This is a genomic window from Aeromonas sp. SCS5 (assembly GCF_001887375.1).
GTDB classification, from domain to species: domain Bacteria; phylum Pseudomonadota; class Gammaproteobacteria; order Enterobacterales; family Aeromonadaceae; genus Aeromonas; species Aeromonas jandaei.
This window is the reverse complement of record NZ_LFCS01000015.1, coordinates 64,257-80,612: the sequence shown is the minus strand read 5'-3', so window position 1 is coordinate 80,612 and position 16,356 is coordinate 64,257. Positions and strand designations below refer to the sequence as shown.

Sequence of the window (16,356 nt, the reverse complement as noted above, 5' to 3'; positions counted from 1 at the left end):
CAGCGTCTCCATTAATACATGCAGATGGATATCATCTCTATCGGGTCACTGCTCGTTGACGAAACCGCCAGGCGGTTATCCTCATCAACGGATCAATGCCTGATAAAGCGTTGTAAATTCTCACCTTCCTGTTTCACGAGGCGGTTCCAGTCAGCCAGTTGCAGGCGGACTTCCAGCACAAAATCCCCTTCCTCGCTAAAACCTTCCTGCTCGATCCCTTTCAACTGATAGAGCGCACTGCGCAATCTCGCAGCAGAAGGCGGCAGTTGCAGGGTGTGGTGCACCATGGAGCCAGCCAGCAATTCGGTCAGCGCCGCAAACAGATACTCACACCCCTCGCCAGTCTGGGCAGACAGCCAGACCCGCACCGGACGACCTTCCTCATCCCGCTCCAGACCCGCCGGGCGATCGGCCAGCTTGTCGATCTTGTTGCAGATCATTAGCTGGGGACGGTCATCTGCCTCGATTTCAGCCAGCACCTGTTGCACGGAGTCGATATTCTCCTGCATCTGCTCATCGGCACAATCCACCACATGGAGCAGCAGGTCCGCTTCGCGAGTCTCCTGCAGGGTCGCTTTGAATGCTGCGACCAGATCATGGGGCAAGTGTCGAATAAATCCAACCGTGTCGGCCAAAATCACATCGCCCACATCCCGGATCACCAATTTACGCAGCGTCGGATCAAGGGTTGCGAACAACTGGTCGGCAGCATACACGCTGGCAGCTGTAAGTTGGTTGAACAAAGTGGACTTTCCGGCGTTTGTGTAACCAACCAGAGAAACTGTCGGTACTTCATTGCGGTTGCGGGCACGTCGCCCCTGCTCCCGCTGTTTGGCCACCTTGTCGAGCCTGCGCAAAATCGCTTTGATGCGCTCGCGCAACAGGCGTCGGTCGGTTTCAAGCTGGGTTTCACCCGGGCCACGCAAGCCGATCCCGCCTTTTTGACGTTCAAGGTGGGTCCAGCCTCGAACCAGACGGGTAGAAAGATGACGCAACTGGGCCAGTTCGACCTGCAGTTTACCTTCATGGGTACGGGCGCGCTGGGCGAAGATATCAAGGATCAGACCGGTGCGATCCACTACCCGGCACTGGAACAGACGCTCCAGGTTACGCTCCTGGGCAGGGGTCAGGGCATGGTTGAAGATGACGACGTCGGCATCCAGCATCTGGACCTGGTACGCAATCTCTTCAGCCTTGCCACTGCCGACAAAATACTTGGCGCTGGGCGCACTGCGGCTGGTGGTGATGACACCCAGTGCATTGACGCCAGCCGAGCTCACCAGCATCTTGAGCTCTTCCAGATCCTCCCGCTCACCCTCATCACTGAAGTTGACGTGCACCAGAACGGCCTGTTCGCCAGCTTCATAACGGTCAAACAAGCGCTTGCTCCTTAACAGGTTTCATGATGAATCTGAGTTGGCGAGTCGACTCGCCCCGGGATATCACGCCTCGGCATCACCCTGTTCATCACCGGCGCCACCGGCAGCCTGCTGATGATGGTTGACGGCACGGGCCGGAACCACGGTAGAGATGGCATGCTTGTAGACCATCTGGCTCACGGTGTTCTTCAGCAGAATGACAAACTGGTCGAAGGACTCGATTTGACCTTGCAGTTTGATGCCGTTCACCAAATAGATAGAAACAGGAATCCGCTCACGGCGCAGCGCATTCAAAAACGGGTCTTGGAGAGATTGCCCCTTAGCCATTTTTCTTTTCCTTATAGTTTGTTGTTTTTAAACACCGGATATTCAATATAACAACCTGATTATACAGGGAGTGTCAAGCCGCACCAGCGCGAGCAAGCACGCGGGCGAGGTTGTCAGACTCACCGGATTCCAGCCAGGTCACATCGGCCCAACCGCGCAACCAGGTCATCTGCCGTTTTGCCAACTGGCGAGTGGCAACAATGCCACGATAACGCATCTCATCATACTCTATCTCGCCGTTCAGGTAGTCCCACATTTGGCGATAACCTACACAGCGAATGGAGGGGAGATCTGGGGTCAGATCGCCACGAGCCATCAAAGCCCGCACCTCCTGCTCGAAATCCCCCTGCAGCATCTTGTCGAAACGCTGTTCGATCCGCTGATGCAGCACGGCGCGATCGCTCGGGGCGATGGCAAACTGCTGTACCCGATAGGGCAGCCCCTCCCCCTGTACCTGGGTCAGCTCGGTGAGGGTCTTGCCGCTAATGCGGTAAACCTCGAGCGCCCGACTGAGCCGTTGCGGGTCATTGGGATGAATACGCGCCCCGGCGACCGGATCGATACGCACCAGCTCGTCATGCAGCGCCTGCCAGCCAAGACGGGCAGCCTCCTCTTCTATTCCGGCCCGAATGACGGGGTCGGCAGAAGGGAGCGGAGAAAGTCCTTCCAGCAACGCCTTGAAATAGAGCATGGTACCGCCCACCAGCAGCGGAATGCGGTCGCGGTCGGCGATCTCTTTCATCTCTCGCAGGGCATCCTTGCAAAAATCGGCTGCCGAATAGCTCATAACGGGATCGAGAATATCGATCAGCCGGTGCGGGGCCCGAGCCAGTTCATCGGCGGTCGGCTTGGCGGTGCCTATGTCCATGCCGCGATAGATCAGAGCCGAATCGACGCTGATGATGTCGCAGGGCAACACCTGACACAGTTCAATGGCGAGATCCGTCTTGCCGGAGGCCGTCGGCCCCATCAAAAAAATTGCGGTCGGCAAGTCACTCGCCATGTTCAAACTCCTCAAGCACAGCCGCCAGCGAGAGCGGGCGGGCCATGCGAATATCTGCCAGTTGGTCACTGAAATCGGCCACAAGTTCCGTCAGCAGACGACTGGCAGTTGAAAAATCGTATATTTTTTCGCGGCTTATCCCCTGCTCCACCAGCCATTGGCATAATACTTCAGCCTGCTGGCCAGCATCACTGTCAGATCCGCCCTCGATAATTTGCAGCAATTCGGGTAACAGACGCACCAGATCGGTCTGACGCAGCAGAGCAGGCACCCGCGTCAGGATCATGGTGTCGCGCCCCCCACTTTTCAACTCCAGCCCCATCCGTTTCAGCAGTCGCTCCTGCTCTTCTACCAGCGAACTCAGGTTCTTCGGCAGCTTGAAGGAAACCGGCAAGAGCAGCGGCTGGGCTGCCAGCCCCTGGCCCCAGGTCTCCAGCAGCCAGTGGCGCAGCAGCAAACGCTCGGCGCGTACGAGTGAAAGCAGCGCCAGCTGACCATCCCGCTCGAACAGCAGATAAGCCTGCTCCACCAGAGTCAGTGCCCGGCACCCGCCCTGTTTTGAAACAGTCTGAGTGGCAACACCCGGCTCGGGAGCTGAAACGGTTGTGGCAACGGGCAGCGTGGTAAGCAGGGCACCCATGCCACGCATCGCCTCCCGGCTCGGCGGCTCGGGTGGTTGATAGTTGCTGACCCGGCCTGCACCACCACCGCTCCCTTCCCGCACCTGCGCCGGTGCCCGATAGCTGTGTTCGGCGCCATACCACTCGGTACGCGGTGCCTGACCGGGATATTCAATCTGCGGGCTGGCCGGCAGCTCGACCAGCGTCTCGGCCAGCGGCTTCTCTTGCTCGTTGACGGCGCGGCCTTCGCGGCGCAAGGCGGTAAAGAGTGCCTGAAAGATAAAGTCGTGGATCAGCCGCGCCTGATGGAAGCGCACCTCGTGCTTGGCAGGGTGAACGTTGACGTCCACCTGACGGGGATCCAGCTCGATATAGAGCACATAAGCGGCAAAGCGGTCGGCGGGCAGCAGCTCGTCATAGGCCTGACGAATGGCGTGATTGATGAGCTTGTCGCGCATCATCCGGCCATTGACATAGGTGTATTGCAGATCGTTCTGTGGTCTGGCGCCCTCGGGGGTCGCCAGCCAGCCCCACAGACGCACGTCGCTGTGCTCGCTCTCCACCGCCAACGCATGGTGCATGAAGGGGGTACCGCAGACGGCAGCAAGACGCCGCTCCTGCTCCGGCACCGTATTGGCAGCCTTGTACTGGCGCACCACCTTGCCGTTGTGGCGCAGGATCAGGGTGACATCGAAGCGGGAGAGCGCGATGCGGCGCACCAGCTCGTCGATATGGGCAAACTCGGTCTTTTCGCTGCGCATGAACTTGCGCCGCGCCGGGGTATTGAAGAAGAGATCCACCACCTCCACCGTGGTGCCCACCGGATGGGCCGCCGGCTTGACGGTAACGCTCATCTCGCGCCCTTCGGCCTGCGCTTGCCAGGCCTCGCCCTGCTCGGCAGTGCGGGAGGTGAAGGTGAGGCGGGAGACCGAGCTGATAGAGGCGAGCGCCTCGCCACGAAAGCCCAGGCTGTTGATCCCCTCCAGGTCATCGAGGGTCGCCACCTTGGAGGTGGCGTGGCGCGACAACGCCAGCACCAGCTCATCCTTGGCAACGCCGCAGCCGTTGTCACGGATGCGGATCAGCTTGGCGCCCCCCTTGTCGATATCGATTTCGACCCGGTCGGCGCCCGCATCCAGACTGTTTTCCACCAACTCCTTGACCACGGAGGAGGGCCGCTCCACCACCTCTCCGGCGGCAATCTGGTTGGCCAGAATAGGTGGCAAAATACGGATCGGCATCGCTAGCTCCCGCTCAGTTATTGCTTGGGAATATAGAGCACCTGCCCTATCTGGATTTCCCGTGACTTGAGTTTGTTGATCTCCGCCAGTCTCGCCTGACTCACGCCGTACTTCTCGGCCAGGCGCGAGAGACTCTGACCGCGCGTGACCACATGGCGGATCATCTGCGACTTCTCGTTTTCCTGCACGCTGGTGACCGGAGCGCCGGTCTCTTTGGCCGCCTCGGAATAAGGCTTGATCACTCCGGCACCGGAGGAGCTGCCAGAAGCGCTTCCGCTGTCGCGCACCGTCGCCGGCATCCGGTTGGTCACAACCGGCTGGGACTGAACTGGAGCCGACTTGCTCGCAACCTGCCTGGCTGGCGCAGGTTTGCTGACAGCCACCTGTTTATGGGTCGCGGCCGGGACGCTGGCGACCCCCTTGCCAGTGAGCATGGCACCCTTGGTCGGGTGAGCACGGTAGTAGTTGCGGATACCTTCGAAAATGGCGCGAGCCAGCTGATCCTGATAGCTGGCGGTAGCCAGCAGCTGCTCTTCCGCATGGTTGGAGATAAAGCCGGTCTCAACCAGCACAGAGGGAATGTCAGGGGCTTTCAGTACCGCCAGACTGGCGTGCTCCGGCGCTCTCTTGTGCAGCCGTGCCACCTTGCCCAGCGAGCGCAGGATCTGGCGACTGACGTCATAACCCTCGGCACGGGACTTGTCCATCGAAAGGTCGAGGAAGGTCTGCGCCAGATAGGGGTTGGGATCGGATTCGGCCAACACCTTGCCGACACCACCCAGCAGCTCGCCCTGCTTCTCCTGCTTCTCCAGCCAGCTGCCCATCTCGCGGTTGGCGCGGTTGGTCGAGAGTACCCAGACCGAGGCACCACGCGGGGTGGAGTTGTGGAAGCTGTCCGCGTGCACCGATACCAGCAGGTCGGCCTTGGCCTTGCGCGCGATCTCGGAACGCTTGTTGAGATCAACGAAGTAGTCGCTGCGGCGGGTCAGCACGGCGCGCATGCCCGGCTCGCGGTCGATCAGTGCCGCCAGTTTCTGGGAGACCGCCAGGGTCACCCGCTTCTCATAGGTACGGCGCGGGCCGATGGAGCCCGGGTCTTCACCACCGTGGCCCGGGTCGATGGCAATCACCACCCCCTTGCCCTTGCCGCCAACCGGCGTGGACTGCACCGCAGCGGCCGAGCGCTTCTCTTCATAGGGAAGGTCGATCACCAGACGGTGACCATAGGGGCCGGCAGGCGCCAGCGGAAAGACTACCGGCTTGATGGCGGAGCTGAGATCGAGCACCAGACGCAGCCCCCCCTTCTCCAGCGGCGAACTTTCACGAATTTTACGCACCAGTTCGCTGCTGTTCTCGACCCGCGCCAGATTGGTGGCGTTGCTCGCCCCTTTCATGTCGATCACCAGCCGATCGGGGCCGGTGAGGGTGAAATAGTTGAAATCGGGGGCGCTGCTCATGTCGAGTACCACCCGGGTGTTATCAGGTGATGGCCAAATCCGCACGCTCTTGAGCTGATTAGCCCAGGAGGGTAACGCCATCAGGGAGAGAGCAATAGCAAGGATCAAACGCACGTGGATGACAACCGTTCCAGAATAGCTTCGCCAGTAGCAGAACGAGCTTCAATCAGAGCTTCGCGCTGCTCGCCTACATAAGTGAGGGTGATCTCGAGATCAGGCGCCGGCAACCAGCCCTCTCCCTTCTCCGACCACTCCACCAGACAGAGGGTATTGGCGGCAAAATAGTCGCGAATTCCCATGAATTCCAGCTCTTCCGGATCGGCCAGACGATAGAGATCGAAGTGGTAAACCTGCCACCCCTCCAGCTCGTAGGGTTCAACCAGGGTATAAGTCGGACTTTTCACCTTGCCCTGATGGCCAAGCCCCTGCACCCAGCCACGGGTCAGGGTTGTTTTGCCAGCCCCGAGCGTCCCGTGCAAAAACACGGTCGTCGCCTGCTGGCAAGCCTTTGCCAGACGGCCTCCCAGAGCCACTGTTGCTGCCTCGTCCGGCAGTGTCATCATCAACTGTTTTGCCATGTTCTTCTTTTTAACTTGTTATGGTGTCGGGATTAACCAGCTTGCGGATAAAGGGCAGCAGATCTGATGCCAGCATGCCACGCTCTCCGTCAGCAGCAGCCAGATCGGCCGCCTCGCCGTGGATCACGGCCCCCAGCCAGGTTGCCAGGGTGGCAGACCAACCCTGAGCCAAAAGGGCGGCGATTATACCAGATAACAGATCGCCCATGCCGCCACTTGCCATGCCGGGATTGCCTTCATTGCACACGGCAAGCCGCTCGCCATCATGGATGAGAGTTCCCGCCCCCTTGAGCAGCACCACTCCGCCGTAACGCTGTTGCAGCGCCCGCACGGCCGCAAACCGGTCTGCTTCAATCTCGGCAATGGAACACCCCAGCAGCCGCGCCGCTTCGCCGGGGTGCGGAGTGAGCACCCAATTATCCTGATGGCGGGGAGATTGCGCCAGCCAATTCAACCCGTCGGCGTCCAAAACCAGCGGCAATTGTTCGGTCAGGTGCCGAGCAAACTGCTGTCTGCCCCACTCCCCCTGACCCAGCCCGGGGCCAATGACCCGAACCGAGGCCCAACCGTTATCATCTTCTTCCCGCAGACTCATCAATTCAGGCTGATAGAGGCTGACTGGGGGTAACACAGGGTGCTGGCTGACTCGCACCAGACCGGCGCCAGCCCGCAGACAGGCCCTGCCGGCGAGCACAATGGCCCCCTGCATGCCGCACTCCCCGCCCACCAGCAACACCTTGCCGTGGGAACCCTTGTGCGAGGAGCGCTGACGCGGGGTCAGCAAGGATTGCAGCACCGGATAATCGAGCCGCCATGCTGCGGGGTGAATCTCATCATCAGGCATGACACCAAGCGGCTCACAATCGAGCTGACCGGTCACATCGACCCCGTCAGCGGTGAGCAGCCCCTGCTTGATACCGATAAAGGTAAGAGTTCGGGTCGCCCGCACGGCAGCCCGCATGATCCTGCCTGTATCGCCGTTGAGGCCAGAAGGAAGATCGACCGCCAGCACAGGTGCAGCCAACTCATTGATTGTTGCGACGATCTTTGTCAGTAACGGAGCAAGGGGTGTACTGACACCGGTGCCAAGCAGGGCATCGACAACCAGATCGGGAGGAGGAAATAGCGCCTGATCGAACTGCTCTGCCAGCCAGACCTCACCACCGGCCGCCAGCCAGCTGTCGGCGGCGATCCTGGCATCCCCTTCCAGTTGGTCGGGAGAGCGGGCGGCGATCACTACCGGCTCAAGGCCACGTTCACGGGCAAGGCGGGCCAGCACATAGCCATCGCCGCCATTGTTGCCGGGGCCGACAAAAATCCACCAGCAATTGCTCGCGGGCCAGTGGCTGCAGGCATAGGTGCACAGCGCCAGCCCTGCCCGCTCCATCAGCGCATAGAGGGGTTGCCCCTCACGCTCGGCCCAGCGCCGCTCTCGCGAGCGGATCTGTTCAGTCGACCACAGCCCCTGTGATAGACTGCTTCCCACTTTTTTGCACCAAGCGTCCCCGATGACCTCTACCATGATGGCTCCCGATCTGCTCTCTTTCGCTCCAAGTGCTCAAGTGCCGGGATGCCATGCAGCATGACAACACCTGATTTCAACCAGCTGGCTCAAGATATCAAGCTCTGGGCGAGCGAGCTAGGATTTGACCAGGTTGGCATCACCGACACGGATCTGCGGGCCGAAGAGCCGAAATTGCAGGCCTGGCTGGACGCCGGTTATCACGGCAGCATGGATTACATGGCGCGCCACGGCATGATGCGCGCTCGCCCCCATGAGCTGCTGCCGGGCACCTTGCGGGTTATATCGGTGCGAATGAACTACCTCCCCTTCGAGGCGGGCTTTGCCGCCACCCTGCGCGACCCGACTCTCGGCTATATCAGCCGCTACGCCCTCGGCCGCGACTACCACAAGGTGCTGCGCAATCGCCTCAAACAGCTGGGTGACCGAATCGAAGCGCGATACGCCGAGCTGTTTCAAGGCACATCTGACCCCCTTGGTGAGTGGCGCCCCTTCGTCGACTCCGCCCCCGTGCTGGAGCGGCCGTTGGCCGCCAAAGCGGGCCTCGGCTGGGTTGGCAAACACTCACTGCTACTCAATGAGTCAGCCGGGTCCTTCTTCTTTTTGGGGGAGCTGCTGGTAAGCCTGCCACTCCCCATCGATGCGCCGGTGGAAAAAGAGCAGTGCGGCAAGTGTGTCGCCTGCATCAACATCTGCCCCACCGGCGCCATTGTGGCTCCCTATGTGGTGGATGGCCGCCGCTGCATCTCCTATCTCACCATCGAGAACGATGGCCCTATTCCGGAAGAGTTCAGACCCCTGATGGGCAACCGCATCTACGGCTGCGACGACTGCCAGCTCATCTGCCCGTGGAATCGCTACGCAGATGCCAGCCCGGAACCCGATTTCAGCCCCCGCCCCAGCCTGCATCGCCCGCCCCTGCTGGCGCTGTGGCGCTGGAGCGAGGCCGAGTTCCTCAAACATACCGAGGGGAGCCCAATCCGCCGCATCGGCTATCAACGCTGGCGCCGCAATCTGGCGGTAGCCCTTGGCAACGGCCCGGCCAACCCGGAAGTGATGGCTGCCCTGCAGCAAGCACTGCCGGAAGCAGAGCCCATGGTAGCCGAACATATTGAATGGGCGCTGGCAACGCTGGCCAGACGCCAGGATGAAACGAACAAGAAAACCCGCCTGCTGATCCGTTGCATCGAAAAAGGTCTGCCGGATCACGCCTGAGTGATCTGCCCCTTGCCGGATTGCAGCAGTTTTTTCATGCTCTGCCGACCCACAAAGATCAGCACGCCATGGTTGAGCAACAATGGTCGGCACACAAAAAGGACATCACAGATGCAAATGTTGGGAGTGGATATTGGAGGCTCGGGGATCAAGGGCTGTCTGGTCGATACCGAAACCGGTGAGCTGATTGGCGAGCGCCATCGCATTGCCACACCACAGCCGGCCACCCCGGCCGCCATTGCCCATACCCTCAAGGCGCTGGTGGAACACTTCGACTGGAAAGGGCCGGTGGGTTGCGGCTTCCCGGCCACCATCCACAACGGCATTGCCAAGAGCGCGGCCAACATCGACAAGAGCTGGATTGAGACCGATGCCGAGCACCTGTTTGCCGATGTCACCGGCAAGCCCTGCTATGTGCTCAACGATGCCGACGCCGCCGGTCTGGCCGAGATGCGTTTTGGTGCCGGCAAGGATCGCAAGGGGGTTATCATCCTCATCACGGTCGGCACCGGCATCGGCACCGCTGTCTTCGTCAACGGTCACCTGCTGCCCAACACCGAGCTGGGCCATCTGATGCTGGAAGGGATGATTGCCGAGCACTACTGCTCCGACGCAGTGCGCAAACGCGAGGATCTCTCCTGGGGGCGCTGGGGCAAACGCTTCAACAAATATCTGGCTCGCCTCGAGTTTCTCTTCTCCCCCGACCTCTTCATTCTGGGCGGCGGCAGCGCAGCCAAACTGGAGAAGTTCGTCGATCGCATCGAGACCCGGGCACCGCTCATTCCCGCTGCCAGTCTCAACCAGGCCGGTATTATCGGTGCGGCGCTCTACGCCGCCGAACGACATCAGGGCTGATTGCACATCGGAGCCATGAGCTCCCGATACGAAGAGGGCCCAGCAGCAATGCCGGGCCCTCTCTCTATCTGGTGATCGACCCTCAGTCTTTGCTACAAGTCATCGAGCTGGTGAGCACCGTGCACCAAGCGGGTCAGACGGGTCTGTTCCAGTCGGGCCAAATTATCCAGCAATTCAGCCGTGCTCCGAGTCGGGCACTCCCGGGCCAGATGACCCAGTTCACCAATCAACTGCTCCTCCCAGCGGCAAACCAGGGCAACGATATCTTCGGTTCTGGCTGAAGCAGGCAACTCGCAGCGCATAATTGCTGGCAACATGTCCTCGCTAAAGCTCTGATCCAGCCAGGTCTCCCGCACCGGGCCGCCCAGCTGGCTGGCGTACTCCTGCAGATGGACACTGGCGGCATCCTCCCGCCCTTGCAGATAGACCAGCAACATCCGGCAGCGTTCGCTATCCACCTGATTGGCCAGACGCCGGTAACAGAGACCTAGCTGGTGATGCACCTGCTCGAGGTAGTGCAGCAACTCTTTGATCTGTTGGAATCTCATCGCTCTGCCCTCCATGGGAAATCCGCAACCTCAGTATAAAAAACGGCCAGCCAGGCCCCAATCACGATCCGGCATCTTCTTGCGCTGCATCAAAATTGGCCGAGGTATATATAAGTGGGCAGACAGGGGGTTCAACTTTATGCAATTCTGGGACTTGTGAGAGGTAGGCTCCACAGCCGGATAGTCGCGACAGGGATACCTAATAGAACAGAGCATCACACGCCATTAACCAACTTTAATTCGGCTCTTTGGCTTTAAAGCGAAATTCAATATGGAACAATGCCAAACCCTGCTATTCCTTATCTGCCAACCGAAAATCCTTATCACTTTTTTAGACGTCTAGACGTAAAAACATGCGTTGACACAGCCATCCGGACATCTTAGCATCATCCCCCATGATGGCAGTGCAACCTAGTGAAACCTCTGCCCAATTTTCTCGCCTGTAGCGCCCTGTGCTGTAAGGCTGTTAGCACGGAAGAATCCATGATTAAGTTGATCGGTCTCAACAAAGTCTACGGTACAGGCAGTGACGCCGTGCACGCCCTGCGTGACGTGAGTCTGCATGTACCCCAAGGCAAAATCTTCGGGGTGATCGGTGCATCCGGCGCCGGCAAGAGTACCCTCATCCGCTGTGTCAACCTGCTGGAGCGCCCGACAGAGGGTCAGGTGATTGTCGATGGCCAGGATCTGGTCGCCTTGAGCGAACGGGATCTGACCCAGGCCCGTCGCCACATCGGGATGATCTTCCAGCACTTCAACCTGCTCGCCTCCCGTACCGTGTTTGCCAACATCGCCTTTCCGCTGGAGCTGGCGGGCTGGAACAAGGATCAGATCAAGAGCCGGGTCGAAGAGCTGCTGGCGCTGGTCGGGCTGGAAGCCCGTGCCCACGCCTATCCATCCGAACTCTCCGGCGGCCAGAAACAGCGGGTCGCCATCGCCCGGGCATTGGCCCCTGCGCCCAAGGTGCTGCTCTGTGACGAGGCCACTTCGGCCCTCGATCCGCAGACCACCCGCTCGATCCTGACCCTGCTCAAGGAGATCAACGTCAAGCTGGGGCTCACCATCCTGCTCATCACCCACGAAATGGATGTGGTGAAGGGGATCTGTGACGAAGTGGCCATCATCAGCGATGGTAGCCTGATCGAACAGGGCGAAGTGGCCTGGTTCTTCAGCAATGCCAAGACCCAGCTGGCCCGCGATTTCATTCGCTCCACCATCCATCTCGAGGTACCGCAGGAGTATCAGGATCGGATGAGCAACGAGCGAGTGCCCGGCAGCTACCCGCTGCTGAAGCTTGGCTTTACCGGCAGCACGGTCGATACGCCGCTCATCTCCGAGGCGAGCCGCCGTTTCAATATCGATATCAGCATTCTGAGCGCCGACATCGAGTACGCCGGTGGTGTCAAGTTCGGTTTCCTGCTGGCAGAACTGTTCGGAGATGAAGCCCAGTGCGAGGCGACCCAGCAGTTCCTCATCGACAACCACATTCAGCTGGAGGTAATGGGTTATGTCCGAAGCCATGATTAATCTGCTCATCACGGCCCTGGGCGACACCCTTATCATGGTGTTTGCCTCCACCCTGTTTGGCTGCCTGCTCGGCCTGCCGCTCGGCGTGGCGCTGCATGTGACCAAAGCCGGCCAGATCCTGGCCAACCCACTGCTCAACCGTACCCTGGGCATGGTGGTCAACGTGGGTCGCTCGGTGCCCTTTATCATCCTGCTGGTCGCGATTATTCCGCTGACCCGGCTGATTGTCGGCACCAGTATCGGCACCATCGCCGCCATCGTGCCGCTGACCGTCGGTTGCATCCCTTTCATCGCCCGTCTGGTGGAAGGTGCCCTGATGGAAGTACCCGACGGCTTGCTGGAAGCGGCCAAGGCGATGGGCGCCAAGCCATTGCAAATCATCACCAAGGTGCTGCTGCCCGAGGCCCTGCCCGGCATCCTCAACAGCGTCACCATTACCCTCGTCACGCTGGTGAACTACTCCGCCATGGCAGGTGCCATCGGTGGTGGTGGTCTCGGTGATGTGGGCATCCGTTACGGCTATCAGCGCTTCGATCCGACCGTCATGCTGGTCACCGTCGTGATACTGGTCGTGCTGGTTCAACTTATCCAGAGCGCGGGTGAGCGCCTGGTCAACAAATGTGATCATCGTTAATCGTCGATTTCTGACAGGAGGTTTTATGAAATTTGGCATCAAATCCGTTGCGGCAGCCCTGCTGGCTGGTCTGGTACTGGCCGGTTGCGGTCAAAAGGAAGAGAACAAGACCCTGAAAGTAGGCGCCATTGCCGGCCCTGAGACCGAGCTGGTCGAAGTAGCCGCCAAGGTGGCAAAAGAGAAATATGGTCTGAACGTCGAGATCGTCAACTTCTCCGACTATGTCACCCCGAACGTGGCGCTGAACGATGGCAGCATTGACATCAACGCCTTCCAGCACAAACCCTATCTGGATGCACAGGTACGTGATCGCGGCTTCAAACTGGTACCGGTCGGCAACACCTTCGTCTACCCGATCGCCGGTTACTCCAAGAAGCTGAAGTCGCTGAGCGAGCTGAAAGATGGCGCCCAGATCGCGGTACCGAACGATCCGACCAACCTGGGCCGCTCGCTGATCCTGCTGGCCAAGCAGGGCCTGATCACCCTGAAAGATGGTGCTGGTCTGGAGGCGACCGTACTCGATATCGCCAGCAACCCGCGCAACTTCAAGATCGTTGAACTGGAAGCAGCTCAGCTGCCCCGCTCACTGGAAGACGTGGATCTCGCCATCATCAACAATACCTTTGCCGGCCAGATTGGTCTGACCCCGACCGAAAATGGCCTGTTTGTTGAAGACAAAGAGTCCCCCTACGTCAACCTGATCGTCGCCCGCGACAACAACAAGGATGACGAGAAGGTCAAACAGTTCGTACAGGCTTTCCAGACCGATGATGTCTACAAGAAAGGGCTGGAACTGTTCAAAGGCGGCCTGGTAAAAGGTTGGTAATTGCTCACTCGACAAAAAAGGCCACGCAATGCGTGGCCTTTTTTATTGCCGCCGCTATCATATCGGCGAGCACGGCAACACGAATATAACATCACATGAAAAAATGGTATCTGGCCTACTGCAAGCCAAAGGAAGAGGCCCGCGCCCGCGCCCACCTCGATGCCCAGGGCATTGAGTCCTACTACCCTATGGTGGAAATCGAGAAACTGCGTCGGGGCAAGCGAGTCCCGGTAAAGGAACCCATGTTTCCCAACTACCTCTTCATCTACGTCGATCTGGAAGAGGTCACCCCGGTCACCCTGAAATCGACCCGTGGCATCAGCCGGATCATCCACTTCGGCAGTGAATGGACACCCATCAGCAACAAGCTGGTCTATCAGCTGATGAGCCGCGATGATAGCGACGAGGCGCGCGCCAGTTACGCCAAACTGCCAAATGCGGGCGATAAGGTATTGATTGAAGAGGGGCCATTGGCAGGCTTTGAAGCCATCTATATGGAGCCGGATGGGGAGAAACGGGCCATTCTGCTGGTCAGTCTGCTCAATAAAGAGACCACCAGCAGCTTCGAAAACCACGCCTTCAGACGAATCGACTAAGAGGTGGGCAGGATACCCTGCCCACCCATCACTCCAGCTCGAAACGGGCGATCACCGCCGTCAGCTTGCCGGTATCACCCGCCAGACGGGCGACGATTCCCTCACCCTGCTGGCTCTGCTGACAGGATTGACGGCTCAGAGCGGCAATATCCTCTACCGTTCCAGCCACTTCGGCGGAGACCTTGGATTGTTGCTCGGTCGCCGTCGCGATGGCCTCCAGCTGGCCAGATAGCGCCTGCACCAGCTGGTTCATCGCATTCAACGTCTCGGTTACCAACCCGACTGCATCACGCCCCTGCTCGACCAGCTGGGTGCCACCGCTCACCGTGGTGACGGTCTGGCGGGTTTGCTGGGAAATGGCGCTAATGGTCTGGCTGATTTCGGCGGTTGACTGGTGGGTGCGGGTTGCCAGCTGACGTACCTCATCGGCGACCACGGCAAAACCGCGCCCCTGATCACCGGCCCGCGCAGCTTCTATTGCCGCATTAAGGGCCAGCAAATTGGTCTGTTCGGCTATGGTGGCGATCACTTCGGTGATCTGGCCGACCTGTTCGCTCTGCTTCTCAAGCAATCCCATCGCGTGATTGGCTTGCCCGATCATGGCGGCGATCTGCTGCATGGCATCTGTCATCCGTGCCAATGCATTCTGTCCCTGCCGGGTTTGCTGCTGCACCTGATGGGCACTATCGGCTGCATTGGCAATATTGCCCGCCACCTCTTTCGTACTGACCGACATCTGCTCGATCGCGCTGGCGACCGCTTTTACCCGGATATCCTGCGCGGTCAAATCGGTCACTATCGCCTGAGTTGTGCTGCCAACATCCTGACAGGCGACGTCAACCTGTCCCACCGCCCCCTGCAGCTCGCTCACCAGATTGCGTAGCTGGGCCGACATCCGGTTGATGGAGCCGGTCAAACCGCCCAGCTCATCCTGACTCAGTACGGGCAAAGGGTTGGCAGCCAGCTTGCCGTCGGCGACCTCACCTGCCCGCACAACCAGACTGGCGATGTCACGAGTCAAACGACGACTGAAGAGCCACGCCACCAGCATGCCAAGCACGATGGAACTCCCTGTTGCCAACAACAGAGTACGAGTGATGGAGTGGCCAGCCTGCGTCATCTCTCCAGAGATTGCAGTCACTTTGCTGCGGGTCTCCCCTACCTGTTTGGCCAGCCGCTCGTAGAGGATCTCCTGCATCGGCTCAATCTCTTTTGCCATCAGATAGTTGGCCTGATCCCAATCCGGTGCTTGCCGCTTGCTGATGACCTGGCCCACCAGCTCCGAGAAGGGGGTTCCCATCTCCTCAAACAGCTGCCAGAGGCTGCGCTCGGTTTCGGAAAAGAGACTGGACTGCTGCTTGAGTTCTGCCACCCGTTGCTGATGGAACTTGTAATAGTCCTCATACTTGCTGCGATATTCCGGGTCGCCGGAAATAAGAAAATCTCGCAGGGCGGAGAGCGCATTGGACAAGCTGTTGTAGGCATCTCCCACCTGCTTGAGCAACATGCGGCGATCTCCCGATAGCTGATCCTGAGGAGTCGCCACCTCTTCATTGGCGAAAGATTGCAGCTGATCGAGCGCCGCTTCGGCAAGCGGCCCGGCCTCCTGCAACATCAGGGTATGTGCTGGCAGATTCTCCTCTGTGTGGGCAATCGCCCACACCTTTTCCTGACTGCTCTTGAAACTCTTGAGTGACTGTACCAACCCCACATCAAACTGCTGGCTGGTAATAATCTGCCAGGCCCCCTCCCACTCCTGCTTCAATCTGGCTGCTTGGGCGGGATCCTTGCCAAGAATGAGATAACCACGCAGAGCTGAGACGGTGGCGACCAGCGCTTTCTGGCTAGCCTCATCCCGCTGCAGAGCCGGCAGCGCCTGCGCCAGCAGCGTCTGCTGGGATTGATTAATCTGGTTTAGCCGGTAGTAGACCAGCGCAGAGGAGAGGGCGATCAGAAGATTGATAAATCCGAAGCTGATCAAAAGCTTGTGTGAGATTTTCATGAACATCCTTGTTCAGATGAGGCCCG

15 protein-coding genes are annotated in these 16,356 nt (G+C 59.4%); 6 read left to right on the top strand and 9 right to left on the bottom strand.

Annotated elements, in window-relative coordinates; all coding sequences use genetic code 11:
- Positions 1–92: 92 nt before the first annotated feature.
- The 7 genes from hflX to BS300_RS18135 form a co-directional block, all read right to left on the bottom strand.
- Complete coding sequence (gene hflX / locus BS300_RS18165) at positions 93–1,379, bottom strand: ribosome rescue GTPase HflX (RefSeq protein WP_071914454.1); 1,287 nt, start codon at positions 1,377–1,379, stop codon at positions 93–95.
- A 63-nt stretch (positions 1,380–1,442) separates the two neighbouring features.
- Positions 1,443–1,706 carry an RNA chaperone Hfq gene (gene hfq, locus BS300_RS18160; RefSeq protein WP_033114894.1) on the bottom strand — a complete coding sequence of 88 codons (264 nt, stop codon included), beginning with the start codon at positions 1,704–1,706 and terminating at the stop codon, positions 1,443–1,445.
- A 73-nt stretch (positions 1,707–1,779) separates the two neighbouring features.
- Positions 1,780–2,709 (bottom strand): tRNA (adenosine(37)-N6)-dimethylallyltransferase MiaA, encoded by a 930-nt coding sequence (miaA, locus tag BS300_RS18155; protein ID WP_071914452.1) that lies wholly within the window; start codon positions 2,707–2,709, stop codon positions 1,780–1,782.
- A complete protein-coding gene (gene mutL, locus BS300_RS18150) occupies positions 2,699–4,570 on the bottom strand; it encodes a DNA mismatch repair endonuclease MutL (RefSeq protein WP_071914450.1) in 1,872 nt (623 codons plus the stop codon). Before mutL ends, miaA begins: the two co-directional genes overlap by 11 nt.
- Positions 4,571–4,587: 17 nt before the next feature.
- The gene (locus BS300_RS18145; RefSeq protein WP_071914448.1) at positions 4,588–6,141 is read right to left on the bottom strand and encodes an N-acetylmuramoyl-L-alanine amidase; all 1,554 of its coding nucleotides are present in this window, start codon (positions 6,139–6,141) and stop codon (positions 4,588–4,590) included.
- Positions 6,132–6,605, bottom strand: a complete 474-nt coding sequence (gene tsaE, locus BS300_RS18140) for a tRNA (adenosine(37)-N6)-threonylcarbamoyltransferase complex ATPase subunit type 1 TsaE (protein WP_041210423.1) — start codon at positions 6,603–6,605, stop codon at positions 6,132–6,134. The genes BS300_RS18145 and tsaE overlap by 10 nt, the downstream gene beginning before the upstream one ends.
- Positions 6,606–6,615: 10 nt before the next feature.
- Complete coding sequence (locus BS300_RS18135; protein ID WP_071914446.1) at positions 6,616–8,127, bottom strand: bifunctional ADP-dependent NAD(P)H-hydrate dehydratase/NAD(P)H-hydrate epimerase; 1,512 nt, start codon at positions 8,125–8,127, stop codon at positions 6,616–6,618.
- A gap of 60 nt (positions 8,128–8,187) precedes the next feature.
- Here BS300_RS18135 and queG point away from each other — a divergent pair, with 60 nt between their 5' ends.
- On the top strand, positions 8,188–9,342 hold the full coding sequence (queG, locus tag BS300_RS18130) for a tRNA epoxyqueuosine(34) reductase QueG (protein WP_071914444.1): 1,155 nt from the start codon (positions 8,188–8,190) through the stop codon (positions 9,340–9,342).
- A 111-nt stretch (positions 9,343–9,453) separates the two neighbouring features.
- Positions 9,454–10,197, top strand: a complete 744-nt coding sequence (locus BS300_RS18125) for an ROK family protein (RefSeq protein WP_041210420.1) — start codon at positions 9,454–9,456, stop codon at positions 10,195–10,197.
- A 92-nt stretch (positions 10,198–10,289) separates the two neighbouring features.
- Here BS300_RS18125 and BS300_RS18120 read toward each other — a convergent pair whose 3' ends face one another.
- Positions 10,290–10,745 (bottom strand): hypothetical protein, encoded by a 456-nt coding sequence (locus BS300_RS18120; protein ID WP_071914441.1) that lies wholly within the window; start codon positions 10,743–10,745, stop codon positions 10,290–10,292.
- 483 nt (positions 10,746–11,228) lie between these two features.
- On the opposite strand from BS300_RS18120, the gene metN reads away from it, so the two are divergent.
- The 4 genes from metN (at position 11,229) to rfaH (ending at position 14,328) form a co-directional block, all read left to right on the top strand.
- On the top strand, positions 11,229–12,272 hold the full coding sequence (gene metN, locus BS300_RS18115; RefSeq protein ID WP_071914439.1) for a methionine ABC transporter ATP-binding protein MetN: 1,044 nt from the start codon (positions 11,229–11,231) through the stop codon (positions 12,270–12,272).
- Positions 12,253–12,906, top strand: a complete 654-nt coding sequence (locus tag BS300_RS18110) for a methionine ABC transporter permease (protein WP_071914438.1) — start codon at positions 12,253–12,255, stop codon at positions 12,904–12,906. Before metN ends, BS300_RS18110 begins: the two co-directional genes overlap by 20 nt.
- 25 nt (positions 12,907–12,931) lie before the next feature.
- The gene (gene metQ, locus BS300_RS18105; protein ID WP_041210417.1) at positions 12,932–13,732 is read left to right on the top strand and encodes a methionine ABC transporter substrate-binding lipoprotein MetQ; all 801 of its coding nucleotides are present in this window, start codon (positions 12,932–12,934) and stop codon (positions 13,730–13,732) included.
- A 95-nt stretch (positions 13,733–13,827) separates the two neighbouring features.
- The gene (rfaH, locus tag BS300_RS18100) at positions 13,828–14,328 is read left to right on the top strand and encodes a transcription/translation regulatory transformer protein RfaH (RefSeq protein ID WP_041210416.1); all 501 of its coding nucleotides are present in this window, start codon (positions 13,828–13,830) and stop codon (positions 14,326–14,328) included.
- A gap of 28 nt (positions 14,329–14,356) precedes the next feature.
- Here the strand turns inward: rfaH and BS300_RS18095 are convergent, their stop codons facing one another.
- Entirely contained in the window at positions 14,357–16,330 is a 1,974-nt protein-coding gene (locus BS300_RS18095) for a methyl-accepting chemotaxis protein (RefSeq protein WP_071914436.1), read from the bottom strand.
- Positions 16,331–16,356: the final 26 nt, after the last annotated feature.